The 14,336-nt window shown below is 36.1% G+C and carries 12 protein-coding genes; 5 read left to right on the forward strand and 7 right to left on the reverse strand.

Going from position 1 to position 14,336, the window contains the following annotated elements:
• Nucleotides 1-131 precede the first annotated feature (131 nt).
• The 4 genes from ABES03_RS14930 to ABES03_RS14945 form a co-directional block, all read right to left on the reverse strand.
• On the reverse strand, nucleotides 132-1,016 hold the full coding sequence (locus ABES03_RS14930; protein ID WP_430118107.1) for a YitT family protein: 885 nt from the start codon (nucleotides 1,014-1,016) through the stop codon (nucleotides 132-134).
• Between the two features lie 180 nt (nucleotides 1,017-1,196).
• Nucleotides 1,197-3,077, reverse strand: a complete 1,881-nt coding sequence (htpG, locus tag ABES03_RS14935; RefSeq protein WP_430118108.1) for a molecular chaperone HtpG — start codon at nucleotides 3,075-3,077, stop codon at nucleotides 1,197-1,199.
• 267 nt (nucleotides 3,078-3,344) lie between these two features.
• Nucleotides 3,345-4,952, reverse strand: a complete 1,608-nt coding sequence (locus tag ABES03_RS14940; protein ID WP_430118109.1) for an ABC1 kinase family protein — start codon at nucleotides 4,950-4,952, stop codon at nucleotides 3,345-3,347.
• A gap of 119 nt (nucleotides 4,953-5,071) precedes the next feature.
• The gene (locus tag ABES03_RS14945; RefSeq protein ID WP_430118110.1) at nucleotides 5,072-6,358 is read right to left on the reverse strand and encodes an NCS2 family permease; all 1,287 of its coding nucleotides are present in this window, start codon (nucleotides 6,356-6,358) and stop codon (nucleotides 5,072-5,074) included.
• Nucleotides 6,359-6,466: 108 nt separating this feature from the next.
• Between ABES03_RS14945 and ABES03_RS14950 the strand changes: the two genes are divergently transcribed.
• The gene (locus tag ABES03_RS14950) at nucleotides 6,467-7,183 is read left to right on the forward strand and encodes a Crp/Fnr family transcriptional regulator (protein ID WP_430118111.1); all 717 of its coding nucleotides are present in this window, start codon (nucleotides 6,467-6,469) and stop codon (nucleotides 7,181-7,183) included.
• A gap of 165 nt (nucleotides 7,184-7,348) precedes the next feature.
• On the forward strand, nucleotides 7,349-8,050 hold the full coding sequence (gene deoD / locus ABES03_RS14955; RefSeq protein WP_430118112.1) for a purine-nucleoside phosphorylase: 702 nt from the start codon (nucleotides 7,349-7,351) through the stop codon (nucleotides 8,048-8,050).
• A 52-nt stretch (nucleotides 8,051-8,102) separates the two neighbouring features.
• Here deoD and ABES03_RS14960 read toward each other — a convergent pair whose 3' ends face one another.
• The 3 genes from ABES03_RS14960 to ABES03_RS14970 all read right to left on the reverse strand — a co-directional run bounded on the left by ABES03_RS14960 (nucleotide 8,103) and on the right by ABES03_RS14970 (nucleotide 12,807).
• Nucleotides 8,103-10,130 carry a YhgE/Pip family protein gene (locus ABES03_RS14960; protein ID WP_430118113.1) on the reverse strand — a complete coding sequence of 676 codons (2,028 nt, stop codon included), beginning with the start codon at nucleotides 10,128-10,130 and terminating at the stop codon, nucleotides 8,103-8,105.
• A 137-nt stretch (nucleotides 10,131-10,267) separates the two neighbouring features.
• Nucleotides 10,268-12,220 (reverse strand): LTA synthase family protein, encoded by a 1,953-nt coding sequence (locus ABES03_RS14965; RefSeq protein ID WP_430118114.1) that lies wholly within the window; start codon nucleotides 12,218-12,220, stop codon nucleotides 10,268-10,270.
• A gap of 218 nt (nucleotides 12,221-12,438) precedes the next feature.
• Nucleotides 12,439-12,807 carry a carboxymuconolactone decarboxylase family protein gene (locus tag ABES03_RS14970; RefSeq protein ID WP_430118115.1) on the reverse strand — a complete coding sequence of 123 codons (369 nt, stop codon included), beginning with the start codon at nucleotides 12,805-12,807 and terminating at the stop codon, nucleotides 12,439-12,441.
• A 191-nt stretch (nucleotides 12,808-12,998) separates the two neighbouring features.
• On the opposite strand from ABES03_RS14970, the gene ABES03_RS14975 reads away from it, so the two are divergent.
• From ABES03_RS14975 to ABES03_RS14985, 3 genes are all read left to right on the forward strand, one after another.
• Nucleotides 12,999-13,172 carry an asparagine synthase gene (locus tag ABES03_RS14975; protein WP_430118116.1) on the forward strand — a complete coding sequence of 58 codons (174 nt, stop codon included), beginning with the start codon at nucleotides 12,999-13,001 and terminating at the stop codon, nucleotides 13,170-13,172.
• A gap of 155 nt (nucleotides 13,173-13,327) precedes the next feature.
• Nucleotides 13,328-13,840 (forward strand): DUF3231 family protein, encoded by a 513-nt coding sequence (locus tag ABES03_RS14980; protein WP_430118117.1) that lies wholly within the window; start codon nucleotides 13,328-13,330, stop codon nucleotides 13,838-13,840.
• Nucleotides 13,841-14,008: 168 nt separating this feature from the next.
• The gene (locus ABES03_RS14985; RefSeq protein WP_430118118.1) at nucleotides 14,009-14,329 is read left to right on the forward strand and encodes a hypothetical protein; all 321 of its coding nucleotides are present in this window, start codon (nucleotides 14,009-14,011) and stop codon (nucleotides 14,327-14,329) included.
• Nucleotides 14,330-14,336: the final 7 nt, after the last annotated feature.

The raw sequence follows: 14,336 nt of genomic DNA on the forward strand, positions 1-14,336 counted from the left end.
GCTGGAGCTAGATTCAGATATCTAGTCCAATTATCCACACTAGGACCTTTTATAACTTCCTGGTGTACAATAAAAAAAACGGATTTGCCTTTTAACAGGCAGATCCGTTTTTTTTTTTACAAATTAGAAAGCTAATGAATATCCCTTTTCTTAAAGCGTCCACCACGAACTTCAGAAATATCAGCGATAGCTAAAAAAGCTGAAGGATCTATTTCCTCCACAATAGTGGTAAGTTTAGATTCTTCCAGTCTTGTGATGATACTAAAGATGACCTTTTTATTATCCCCAGTATAGGCTCCTTCTCCCTTAAGATAGGTTACTCCTCGCCCCAAACGAGCATTTACCGCATTCCCTATCTCTTCTGCTTCATCACTAATAATCCATACAGATTTAGATTCCTCTAGTCCGGCTACGACCGTATCAATTGCCTTGGCAGCAATGACATAAGCCAAAAGTGAGTACATGGCACGATCCCAACTAAAGACAAATCCCGCTGCTCCTAAAATGAATACATTGATAAACATGATTATTTGTCCGACAGAGAATGGCACTTTTTTAGTAATCACTAATGCAAGTATTTCGGTGCCATCTAAAGCTCCACCATTTCGAATAACCAAACCTACGCCTATGCCTAAGATCATTCCTCCAAAAACAGTGGCAAGTAGTATATCTTCTGTAAAGGGTGGAATTGGATGAAAAAATGAAGTGAAAATGGATAAAACAATAATTCCATATATGGTAGAAAACGCAAAGGTTTTCCCCAATTGTTTATACCCTAAGTATACAAATGGCAAATTGAGAATGAATAGAAACAGTCCTAATTTCCATCCGGAGATATGAGCAAGCATAATAGATATACCTGTTATTCCTCCATCGATGACATGATTGGGAACCAAAAAGATTTCTAACCCGGTGGCCATGAGAATGGCACCAATTGTAATGGCGATTACTCGAAGAATCACTTTCCTGAGGGGAAGTTTACGGTGTTGAATATTTGTATTGGTGATTTCTGTCATTCGGTCACACCCTTCTGTATTTTCGCTTTTATGTTTTCATTCTTTAAAGCACTATAAACAGTTTAACATATTTCAGCAAAAAAGTGAACCTTAGTTCACTTTTTAACACCGTAAAGCCGCGCTCACTTAAATGTGAACGCGGCAATATTCTTTATCGGATTACCCACAGTCTTTTTGGGCTTACACCATTATTTTACAAATATCATTAGTAAATTCTACTGGGTCCTGAATAGGCAGTCCTTCTATTAATAATGCTTGATTAAATAATAATTTTGTATATAGGTCTAGTTTTTCTTTATCGTTTTCAAATGCTTCCTTTAACGATTGGAATACTTCATGATTTTTATTGATTTCCAATACTTTTTCAGCTTTAATATTTTGATTGTCTGGCATTGCAGCAAGAATTTTTTCCATTTCAATCGATATTTCACCCTCAGTTGCTAAGCAAACCGGGTGAGATTTTAACCTTTTAGAGACTCTTACATCCTTCACTTTGCCAGCTAGAGTTTTTTTCATATAGTCAAAGAGTTCCTGGTTTTCGTTAACCGGTGTTTCAGAATCTTCTTTGCTCTCTTCCCCTTCGATTCCTAAGTCACCACTAGATATAGATTTAAATTCCTTTTCGTTATATGTCATCACCATTTTAATGGCAAACTCATCGATATCATCTGTAAAGAATAAAATTTCATAGCCTTTTTCAGAAACGAACTCTGTCTGTGGAAGTTTTTCTATTCTTTCAATAGAATCTCCTGCAGCATAATAAATGTACTTTTGTTCCTCAGGCATTCTAGAAATATACTCGTCAAATGTAACTAATTTCTTCTCTTTAGAAGAGTAGAACATGAGCAGGTCTTGAAGTACCTCTTTGTTAGCACCAAAATCACTATACACACCGTACTTTAACTGACGACCAAATGATTGATAGAATTCTTCATATTTTTCTCGTTCATTTTTTAAGAGGCTCTGCAATTCACTTTTGATTTTTTTAGTAATATTTTTAGCAATTAGTTTCAACTGACGATCATGCTGAAGCATTTCTCGAGAAATATTGAGTGATAAATCCTCCGAATCCACCATCCCTTTTACGAAACTAAAATAGTCAGGAAGCAGGTCTGCACACTTGTCCATGATTAAGACACCATTAGAATAAAGCTCTAATCCCTTTTCAAATTCCTTCGAATAATAGTCAAATGGGATCTTTTCAGGGATATATAGTATCGCATTATATCTTACCGTTCCATCCACACTGATATGGATATGCTTGATAGGCTTGTCAAAACCATAGCGTTTTTCAGTATAAAAGTTTTGGTAATCTTCATCTGTTAACTCACTTTTATTCTTTCTCCAAATAGGAACCATACTATTAATTATTTGTTCTTCTTGATAGTCCTCGTATTCGGATTCACTGCCTTTCTTCAGCCTACTACCAGTTACTTCCATTTTTATTGGATAACGTATAAAGTCTGAATATTTTTTGATAATCGACTTTAAGCGATATTCCTCTAAATATTCATCGTAGCTTTCGTCTTCTGTATTCTCTTTCATTTTTAAAATTATCTCTGTGCCTACTGCATCCTTTTCAACCATCTCAATGGTATAGCCTTCAGCACCCTCGGATTCCCACTTATAAGCCTCGTCACTTCCTAAAGCTTTACTAATAACGGTAACAACGTCTGCAACCATAAATGCTGCATAAAATCCTACACCAAATTGGCCGATAATGTCATAGCCATCTTTTAGCTCATTCTCTTTTTTAAATGCCAAGGAGCCGCTTTTTGCGATCGTCCCAAGGTTCGTTTCTAACTCATCCTTGGTCATACCAATACCAGTGTCTATAATTTTCAACGTCCTGTTTTCTTTATCTGCAACCACTTTAATAAAGTAATTATCTTGGTCAAAACTTAATGAGTCGTCAGTTAATGCCTTGTAATAGATTTTATCAATCGCATCGCTTGCATTTGAAATTAACTCCCGTAAGAAAATCTCGCGATGAGTATAGATGGAGTTGATCATCATGTCTAATAATCGCTTTGATTCTGCTTTAAACTGTTTTGTTTCCATTAAGACCTCTCCTTTATTCTTCCAGTATTTAATAATTTTTAGAGGCTGAGTCGTCCAGCCACATTATTTTTAGCACTCAATAAACGAGAGTGCTAACCACTTATTTTAATAACATATCTCTTTATTTTCTGTCAATATTTTTACCCATGTTTTGTAAAATTCATTTTGAGGAATGGACTATTACCGACTATAAATCTTCATAATATCAATAATTTCTAAAATGATTATATAAATAGATAGAGGCCGACAAATGTCAGCCTCTATTTTTCAGGTAATTTTCTTAAGCCACTTTCTTTGTTTCGCACTGCATATTATGTAAAATACCAATGATACTCCTGCTATTCCAAGGGATCCTTTCCAAATTAAAGGATGAGTTATATAGGCTCCGGTAAAAGCGCCAACAATTCCAAGTATACCTATATATGACAACTGTTTTTTCTGATTTTCAAAGATTTGAAATTGAAATTCTTTCTGCTTCTCAGATTCCTTTGCCGCAAGAAGTTTCTGTGGGATTTCAATCATTTCAGTAATAGAATGAAACACTTGGAAAATCGGTTGTGACTGAATCCATTTTACGATTAGTTTCCATTTGTTTTGGTTGCCTTGATTCAGCCACTCCAAAAAGGCTGGCTTGGCAATTTCCAAAAACTCCTGATTTGGGTTAATCGTATGTAGCATCCCCTCGATTGTTACAAAAGACCGCCCTAAAAAGATAAACCTGGTAGGAACTTGAATAGGAAGTGATTTAACCATCTCATTTAAGTCCTTTTTTACTTGAAACAGGTCCATTTCCTTTAACTGATTCAGATCAATAGAAAGTGCTTCTTTTAAAATTGGTTCAACCGTTTTTAGATTTGTATCCGGTAATAAGAAACCTAAATCAAATAAGACTTTTACTGCCATTGAATAATTCTTCGCTAGGATTGCCTGTAACAGCTCTTGGAAATTGGCAGCATCTTTTTTGGATATTTCCCCCACCATTCCAAAATCAATTAGGACAATCGTTCCGTCTGATTTTACTAGTACGTTACCTGCATGTGGGTCTGCATGAAATGTGCCAGCTTCTAACCACTGTGGAATAAATATCCGAAAGAGTCTTTGTGATAATTCTACTCTATCAATTGAGTGGCGGTTTAAATACTCCTCATCAGTAATCCTTGTTCCTTCAACCCAGTCCATCACTAAAACCTGTGAAGTACATAGTTGAGAATAAACCTTTGGGATCTCTAAATTGCTGATCGTTTGGAACCGTTGACGAAAATGATTAACAGATTCCATTTCTTTATTAAAATCAACTTCCCTTTCAATCACTGTTTTTAACTCTTGGAATAACATTTTAAAATTTATGAAACCCTTTGGAACAGGTGCAAAGTGGTGAGCAAACCAAATAATAATAGAAAGTGAACGAAAATCCGTTCGAATGATAGATTTAATAGTCGGCCTCTGCACCTTTACCGCTACGTTTGTACCATCTTTCAATCTCCCTCGATATACTTCCCCAATTGATGCGGATGCAATTGCTGTTTTTTCAATTGATTGCAACTTGTCTTCAATAGGACTCTCCCATTCACTTTCTAAGACTAGTTTAATATCTTCCCACGGAGAAGGTGGTACTTTGTCCACTAAGTCTTGAATTTGTTCGACAAATTTACTGGGAAGCAGGTCTGCACGTATGCTTAGAAATTGACCTACTTTAATTAATAGACCCTCAAGCTCAAATAATGTCTGACGAAATTCTTGACCGAACCTGCCCCATAGCTTTTCGCGCTCGGACAGAGGCTTTCTTAACAACCGGAACCAGTAAAATCTTATTAATACAGATAAAGCAAAGGATAAGATCCTCCACATACGGTACCAATTTTTATTAGTTTTCATTTTAAGCTCCTCTCAAAAGCTTGACGAGAAAAATGCTTTTTTATAGATTTTACCAGTAACACATACAAGCTGTATATTAAATTTCATAAAAATAAAACCAGGCAGCAGCCTGGTTTTTGTTAAAGTGAACCTAAAATAAAATACAGCAGAAAGAAAAATGCAATCACGTACATTGTAACTGAGACTTCCTTCTTTCGACCAGTTACAACCTTTAAAATAGGATAAGCGATAAAACCAAATGCAATCCCGTTTGCAATACTAAAGGATAATGGCATAATCGCCATCATTAAGTAAGCTGGGAAGGCTTCTGTAAAATCATTGAAAGGTATTTCTTTCAGACTTTGAACCATTAAACAGCCAACAATAATCAGAACCGGTGCAATCGCTTCGTTTGGAATCACTTTAAAAAGTGGAACTAGAAAAAGTGCCGGTAAAAACAACAATCCAGTCGTAAACGAAGTTAAACCGGTTTTTCCCCCGGCAGCAATCCCAGTCGCTGATTCAGCTGCTGTTGTCGTTGGGCTACAGCCTAGTAATCCTGCACTTATAACAGATAAAGCATTTGCCTGAAAGGACCTTTGAAACTTAGACTTATCAGGGAGCATTCCAAGCTGCGCCCCCATATTTTGAAAAATGATCACCATTGATAAGGAGAAAACAGCTGTCCAGAAATTAACAGTACCAATTTCGCTAAAATCAAATGCTAAAAAAATCTGATCGTATCCACTAAAAGATAAACTAAAATCCCTAAGCGACGAGAAATCCACGATACCAAGTAATGCACCAATTAAGGTACCAGCAATAATTCCAATCAAGAAGTTCCCCTTCACATTACGCAAGAAAAGCGGAACTAAAATCACCAATGTAAGTATTGTAGTAAGCGTATGCGGGCTTCCCAAGTCCCCCAGTTGTACAAATGTACCTTCACTTGCTTCGATAATACCCCCATTTTTCAATCCTAAAAAGGCGATAAAAAGTCCAATTCCAGCTGTCATCGAATGAATCATAGATTTCGGAATTGAGCGTGATAAATAATCTGCTCCTTTGGTCACTGTTGTAAGGAAAAAGACAATCCCAGCAATAAAAACAACGGCAAGTGCTTGCTGCCAAGATAACCCAAGTGAAAAGACTAGGGTAAAAACAAAAAATGCATTATCACCCATACCCGGAATAAGGACTAATGGTGAATTCGCCCACAATGCCATTAACATACAGCCTAAAAAGCAGCTAATTACAGTTACTAAAGTGACTGCCTCGTAGGGCATGCCTGCTTTACTTAAAATAGCACCGTTTACGGCAATAATATAAGCAACCGTCATAAACGATGTTAATCCAGCAAGTACCTCTGTCCTTATACTCGATTTTGCTTTTTCAATATGAAATAAACCATTTAATATCTTATTCAACCAAAGTTACCCCTTTTGTTTACACGAATCAATGATGCAAATCGTGTTATAATTATGTTACTACTATTTATTAAAACTAGGTACCAAGCCTTGAAAGGTTGTATGTTTATGATTACCAATATCTCAGAAATCGCGATTTTTTCTGATATTCCTGAGGGTGATTTGCCAAATATTCTTCCGCTTCTAAAGGAACGGAAATTTAAAAAGAACCATGTCCTCATGTTTGAAAATGACCAGGGAGACGAAATATACATCATCCGATCAGGAATGGTGAAAATTTATCGTAATCATGAAGGGAAAGAAATCGTTCTCAGCATAGCTATGCCAGGAGATATCGTAGGTGAAGTGGAAGCATTGTCAAATGACAATCACCGAATTTCCTCTATTGAAGCACTTGAAAATGTAACAGCTTGGCAAATTACGAAACAAGATTTCCTTTTAATTGTAGATAAGTATCCTTCTATTTTAAGAAAAGCCTATTTGATTCTCGTTGAGCGCACACGGATGTTAAACCGGTTAGTTCGCTACTTGACCTTTTATGATGTCCGTACAAAAGCAGCAAATCTGTTAATGGATCTCTATTATAATTTTGGCACACCAAGTGGCACGATTTTTAAAATTGATTTTAAAATTAACCAATCCTTACTAGCCAGTATGCTGGGTGTCACTAGAGAATCCATATCGAAAACACTGGGTGATTTTCAAAATGAAGGTCTTATTGATATTCGCGATAAGTATTTTTATCTTTTAGATAAAAGTCGGTTGGAAGCCATTTGTAGTGAAACAGAGGAAGTTCCCACGCTTCGAAAATGGTATAACATCTAATACATTTACCAATATACCAAATGAAAGCGTTGTATTGCAGTTATCCCTCTAACGAATATTTTGTTAACTAGTTCACAAAAATGTAGTTATCTTTTTAACAGATTGTAAAATGGCAGTATGCTATGCTAACTCTAACAAACATGACATATGAGGGAGGACTATGAAATGAGTGTACATATAGAGGCAAAAGTTGGAGAAATCGCTGAGTCTGTTTTACTGCCAGGAGATCCTTTACGGGCAAAATATATTTCTGAGACATTTTTGGAAAATGCGGTTTGCTATAATAATGTTCGCGGTATGTTAGGTTTTACAGGCACGTATAAAGGAAAGCGTGTTTCAGTTCAAGGCACTGGGATGGGTATGCCCTCTGCATCCATCTATATTCATGAACTCATCACTGAATACGGGGCAAAGAATTTAATCCGAATTGGAACATGTGGTGCTATTAAAGAAGATGTAAAAATACGTGATGTCATTATTGCACAAGCAGCTGCAACAGATTCAATGATTATCCGTGATAGTTTTCCAGGATACGCTGTTCCTCAAACTGGAAACTTTGAATTGATTAAAAAAGCCTACGAACTTGGAGTCGAAAAAGGGCTTAATCTCCATGTTGGAACGGTTCTTTCATCTGACATTTTTTACTCTGAAAAGGAAGACCCATATAGCAAACTAAGTAATTATGGAGTTCTTGCTGTCGAAATGGAAGCAGCTGGCCTTTATTACCAAACGGCTAAATTCGGGGTAAAGGGTTTAACTCTCTTAACTGTAAGTGACCATATCCTTACAGGAGAACAAACCACTTCACAAGAGCGTCAAACCACTTTTAACGACATGATTGAAGTCGCTCTTGAAACTATTATTTGATAAAGTTTAAGGGGAAGTACTAAGAGAGCAGCTCTAATGAACTGCTCTTTTTTTATGGAATGATCTTGGTTGTTCTTGCTTTTTGGGCGGTTTGTTGTATCCGATTTTCTAAAGGCTTTTTTAAAACAAGGGCTAATAGAAAACTCACGGCTGCAAAAGCTAGGAGAAAAAAGATATCCCTTATTACTACCTCTTTAACCATTCCGCCGACCGTCTCACGAAGAATACTTACTGCATATGTGAATGGCATAAAAGGATTAATCGCCTGAAAAAATGAAGAGGTCGTACTTACCGGGAAGGTGGCACCGGAACTGGAAATTTGCAGCACCAAAAAAATAATCGCTAACCCTTTCCCAATATTTCCAAACACGGAACATAAAGTATACGTAATAATGATAAATACCATGCTGACAAGAATGCTTAACAGAACAAACCAAAGTTTATCCACTACATAGGTGTGAATTAAAAGCAAATCACCAAGGGAGACAATGGAAGACTGGAAAATTCCTATAGTCAAAAAAGTTAGGAGTCTTCCTAAATATAAATGATAACCACGGTATATAGCATTAGAATTCTCTACATCTACTCGGAGTGACGCTATTAGGAGAGTCGCTCCTACCCATAGCGCCAGCATCGTATAAAAAGGTGACATGGCTGAACCATAATTGGGAATAGGAAAAATTCGTTTCGTATTTAATAAAATTGGGTTTGAGAGAAAGCTGCTCTCTTTTTCAGGGTCATGTTTAAGAAATTCAATTAGGTCACGGATATTCACACTTCTCTCAAATTGGCGGAGCTTATCTGCAGCATTTCTAATTTCTGCCTCGAATCCAGGAAGATCATTCCTAGCAAAATCAGCTGCTTTGTGAATCAGCTTTTCCACCTCAGGAAGCTTTGTTCGAACAAGGTCCGCAGCTTTTCTAATATCTGACTCCACTTTTGGTAAGTCATTCCTTACAAAATCAGCTGCATTATGGACCTTTTTTTCAACGACTGGCAATTCATTACTAAAAAAATTTGAAGCAGTATTCAGATCCTTTTCCACAGTGCTCACTTTCTGCTGTAGACCTAAATGGATTTCCTGGATTGTTCCTTGAATTTTTTCTAATTCAGCTTGTAACTGATTTAACGCTTTCTGATTTTCATCAGTGTTAACCTGGACCTTCTCCTTTACCCTGTCAATGGCCTCGTTCACTTTCGCTTCTATATCCGAAATGCTCGCTAAAACATCTGAAATAATGGAAGTGGTCTTTTTCAAATCATTCATCTTAGCTTGAAGAGCTACTATTTTGTCACCAGCTTCCTGTATTCGAGGTAATGCACTTTCAACCTTCAATATACTATCCCCTGCTTTTTGAATCTCTGGTATTCTTTGTTCGAGTTCTATTACTTTCTGTCCTTTCTCGTGTAATTCCGGTAACTTCCCTTCAAGTTCAATCGCTTTTTTCCCCATTTCTTGAATCTGAGGTAAGGACTTTTCAAGTTCAAAAATTTGATTTTCTACCTTTTGGATATTTGGCAGGTTTTTCTCCAACTCCACACCCACCTTATAAAATCCAGAAAAAATAGCATTCCCGACCGTCTTAATAAACGCCTGACTGATTTGAGCTGTGACACTTGAGGCTCCCGAGCTAGTGATTTTTGGTGCAACCGCATTAATTTTTTCATTTACTCCAAACTCAATTTTGGGTTTTTGCGGATTGATTTCTAAAATACTAGTTAATTTTTGAGAGAAGTCCTTTGGAATTAGCAAGTAGGCATAATATTTTCCATTCTTTACACCCTGCACTGCCTTATCCTGTTTGACAAATACCCACCCAAGTTTATGATTTGCTTTTAAGGTACTTATGATTTCATTTCCCACATTAATCCTTTTTCCATTAAGCTCTGCACCAGTATCTTCGTTCGTAACCGCCACTTTAATACCTGAAGTATTGCTATAGGGGTCCCACATGGACTTGATATTAATCCAGGCATATGCAGACGGTAAAACCATAAGTGCCACAATTAAAAACAATACGGTTGGTACTCTGATAATATTGACCCAATCAGTTTTGTAAATGTGCCAAATCTTTTGCATCCATTCTCACCCTTATCATTCCATACTTTCCTATATTAGCTTTAGGAAAAGTATTTAAATTAATACAAAAACCAATGATAAGAAGTTTTAGGCAAATAAAAGGCTACCTAAGAATTTCTTAGGCAGCCTTTGAGTGTTTATTTTTCTGTTGTGGTAATGTCCGCTTTTTTATAGTCATATTTTGAGCGGTCAACTGGGGTAAAGTTATCAGGTGTATAGAATCGTAATAAATCACCGTTTACCACTTTATCAGAAAGTGCTAATTTTTGCATAACTGATTTCTGATATTTTTTTGCTTCTTCTATTCTTTCCTGCTCAAGTTTCATCCCTGTCGTTGAGTCATAGAATTTACCATCAACCGATGTAATCGTTGGACTTACAAAGTCTCCATTTCGGAATGGGATAAGATCATCGTGCTGTTCAGATAATAGGTCTGTACCAAATTGAACATAATCTTTTGAATCAATGCCTACGAGGTGAAGTAGAGTTGGAAGAAGATCTATTTGTCCACCGTACTCATGGTTCACTCCACCCTGCATGCCTGGAACATGAATAAATAATGGTACACGCTGTAACCCAGAGCCTTCAAATGGAGTAATTTCTTTACCCATTATTTGCTTCATTGCTTTGTTATGATTTTGTGAAATACCATAGTGGTCACCATACATAATAATAATGGAATGATCATACAATCCAGATTTCTTCAAGTAATCAACAAATTGCTTCAAAGCTTCATCGGCATAACGGGCCGTTTGGAAGTACGTATCCACTGATGAATCACCAGTTGTTGCCGGTGCAATCGTCGCATCCTTTTCAGGAATTGGATACGGATAATGGTTTGAAACCGTAATAAATTTCGTATAGAAAGGCTGAGGTAATGATTCTAATAATGGAATCGATTGATTAAAGAATGGTTTATCCATTAAACCATACTCTGCTAAGTCTTGAGATTTCAAATCATAATAATTTGCATCAAAAAATTTGTTGAAGCCGAAAGATTTATAAATCTCATTTCGATTCCAGAAGCTTCCTGAATTTCCATGGAACACGGCTGATGTGTAGCCCTGTTGACCTAAAATAGCAGGTGCCGCTTGGTACGTATTTAAACCTTTAGTCGTATATGCTGATCCTTGAGGTAAGCCAAATAATGAGTTCTCTAGCATAAATTCGGCATCAGATGTTTTACCTTGTCCAGTTTGATGGTAAAAGTTATCAAAATACATTGTATTGCCTTCGTTGACCATCGAATTTAAAAATGGTGTAACTTCTTCACCATTTAACTTGTAATTAATAAGGAAGTTTTGCATGGATTCAAGATGCAGGTAAATTACGTTCATTCCTTTACCAGCACCAAAATATTTAGGGTTTGGCTCAGCATAGTTAGATTTTGTATAGTTAATCACTTCTGTCATATCATCACTATTTGCCATTACTCTTTGTGCAGAGGCCTTCGTGCTCTTTACTGCATCATAAATAGTATAATTGTACATTCCTAAATATTTAACAATATAATTACGGTCAAATCCTCTTGTCAATAATTGAGGTCGATCGACTTCTGCTAGAGATAAATTAGCGCAAGAAATCGCGAGTGACAATGAGAAAAGAACAGAAACCTTTCTGCGGTTCATATCCTTAACATCGATTTTAACCAAACGAAATGCAAGCAACCCTATTAAAATAAGAATATCAATAAAAAATAAAAAGTCATATGGTCTTAATAGAGAAGTTACACTTCCACTTACATCTCCAAAGTTTTGCGTCTGAGTTAAGGTTGGCAAAGTAATAAAATCATTGAAGAAACGGTAAAATAAAACATTCGCATACAATAAAAAAGACAAAAGAAATTCTATAATAATAAGACCTATATATTTTTTTCTTCCTTTTAGGAAAAAAGAAAAACCTAAAAATAGTAAGGATGAGCCTAAAGGATTGAAGAATAGTAGAAACTTTTGCAAGGAATTTTCAATTCCTAAATCAAATTGTGTTAATTGAATGATATATGTTTTAACCCAAAGGAAAATAACTGTCAAAAAGAAAAAGCCAATATATTTATTGAAAATACTTTGACCTCTGTGAAGTAATGTATTCATTTTTTTACACCCGCCTTCTAGAAACGTATTATTACAAAGTTTTATTGATTTGGCTATATGTGATTAGTTCCAAATCACCTAACATCTAGCATACATGTTAATTATGAACAGATTATGAACAAACCAAGAAAAATTGGTTTAAAATTGTAAATTACTCCTAACAGAATGAAAAGAAAAAGAAGAAGCAGGTTCCCACAGAAATCCTGCTTCTTCTATCATTAATGCTTCATATTTGAGAGTTGGTTCATACACTCCTGAACAAGTGTGACTCCCTGACTCATGGCCGCCCCGCCTCCAAGTGCTGCAGCCACTCCAATTGTTTCAAAAATTTCTTTCTCAGTACAGCCTTGATCAATGCATCCTTTTGTATGATAAATAATGCAATATTCATCCTGCGAATAAACACTTATTCCAAGCGCAATTAAATGTTTATTTTTTTGAGATATTTCTCCTTCCTTAAAACATGCACCAGTAAATTCATTGTAGGCACCAATTAATTCTGGCATCATCTGTGTGTAGGTTCCAATGCCTTGTTTATAATTATTCAAGTGTGTTTGGATCGAATTATTTACTCCTGATTGTTCCATTATTGTTCTCCCTTTCTTTCCACGTTAATATTACCACTCCATTTTAGGTTAATTATTTTCAGTGAATTTATACTTTCTTTATAAATTTATGTTCGTTCCTAAAAGAATAGGTTAATCCACTATTTGAGAAAATAACAAAGGATATTCAATTAGAATGTTCACTAGAACCAACATAGTGGGAGGTAGGTAGTTTGAATATTCGCGAAGGATTAATACCAACTGCTTTAGGAACAGCTGTTACAGCGACCGGCTACGTATTAAAACAAAAACGAAGATCCAATAAAATGCTGGCTAATACAATATTTGGATTCGGTTTAGCTCATATTGTTTTGGGTGCTATTGACCTGGTTGAACATCGTCGTTAAATCATAACGAGCTCAGGAATGAGCTTGTTGTAAGTGTTAATTGGAATACAGAAACCATAAATTATTTTGATTCTAACGGGCAGACTATTTGATGTGCTTCAAGAAAGGTGGCACTTCAAATGAATAAATTTTCTTATAATCTAAGGAGGGTTACAATGGGAATATTAAATGGAAACCCTAAAGAAGAGCCTTTACATTACGGAGAAGTGTTTGATATATGGGCTTCTCTTTTAGCCGGAAATAGCTTAATTGCTGGGTACCAAACAATGTTAAACCATGCAGGTGACGATGATTTGAAAAAGTTAATCGTCGAAGCAATAGAAAGTTGCCAACAGGAAAAAAAGCAAGTCGAAGAACTTTTAAAGGAAAACGGCATTGGGTTACCTCCTGCAGCACCTGAACCTCCGGAAGCATGTTTAGAGGATATTCCAGTAGGTGCAAGAATTCCTGACCCAGCAATTGCTGCTACTCTTTCTGTTGATATTGCGGCTGGTTTAGTTGCCTGCAGTCAGGTAATTGGTAAATCCATCCGTGAAGATGTTGCTATGATGTATGGTCAATTCCATGCTCAAAAAATGGCACTTGGTGCAAAGGTATTGCGTCTAAATAAAGAAAAGGGCTGGTTAATCCCACCACCCCTTCATCTAAAGAAACATACTGATTGCTAATGAGTGAATTTCAAGAAGAGCACGATTCGTAATCGTGTTCTTCTTTTTTTAATTCGTTTCACTTGAAACTTTTTGAAAATATGGTATTCTAAATTTAAATTTTTATAATATTCTTTATATTCAAAATACAATAAATCATAAATTAATGAAAATGGGGTGGATGTAAAAATGTATCAATCGCAAGGTGGGTCTGCTGAATTAGCCAACTCAGCAGTTTGTCAAAGTTGTGGTAGCGTTACAGTCCTTTATCCAGAAAAGTCTACCGGTAAAAAATCAGGCATGGCATTTGTTGTTTTTGGATGGTTGTTTGCAGCTATTTCGTTTCTATTCCTTCCAATTGTTTTCGGAATCTTAGCATTATATATGGGCTTTATGACTTATATTGACAGAAGTAAGGCCCATGGCGCAGTATTAATGGCCTTCGCAGCAGTTGGTTTAATCTTTGGCTCACTGATAAGTATTGTTGTAGCAGGAACTGTATTTATTTAGTCAAATT

The sequence above is a fragment of the Neobacillus rhizosphaerae genome, assembly GCF_050477885.1.
In the GTDB taxonomy this organism is placed as follows: Bacteria; Bacillota; Bacilli; order Bacillales; family Cytobacillaceae; genus Neobacillus; species Neobacillus rhizosphaerae_A.

Coding starts and splice junctions, on each gene's coding strand:
- ABES03_RS14950 (WP_430118111.1), top strand. CDS start 6,467: ATGATTACCAATATCTCAGAAATCGCGATTTTTTCTGATATTCCTGAG.
- ABES03_RS14960 (WP_430118113.1), bottom strand. CDS start 10,130: ATGCAAAAGATTTGGCACATTTACAAAACTGATTGGGTCAATATTATC.
- ABES03_RS14940 (WP_430118109.1), bottom strand. CDS start 4,952: ATGAAAACTAATAAAAATTGGTACCGTATGTGGAGGATCTTATCCTTT.
- ABES03_RS14980 (WP_430118117.1), top strand. CDS start 13,328: ATGGGAATATTAAATGGAAACCCTAAAGAAGAGCCTTTACATTACGGA.
- ABES03_RS14970 (WP_430118115.1), bottom strand. CDS start 12,807: ATGGAACAATCAGGAGTAAATAATTCGATCCAAACACACTTGAATAAT.
- htpG (WP_430118108.1), bottom strand. CDS start 3,077: ATGGAAACAAAACAGTTTAAAGCAGAATCAAAGCGATTATTAGACATG.
- ABES03_RS14930 (WP_430118107.1), bottom strand. CDS start 1,016: ATGACAGAAATCACCAATACAAATATTCAACACCGTAAACTTCCCCTC.
- ABES03_RS14965 (WP_430118114.1), bottom strand. CDS start 12,220: ATGAATACATTACTTCACAGAGGTCAAAGTATTTTCAATAAATATATT.
- deoD (WP_430118112.1), top strand. CDS start 7,349: ATGAGTGTACATATAGAGGCAAAAGTTGGAGAAATCGCTGAGTCTGTT.
- ABES03_RS14985 (WP_430118118.1), top strand. CDS start 14,009: ATGTATCAATCGCAAGGTGGGTCTGCTGAATTAGCCAACTCAGCAGTT.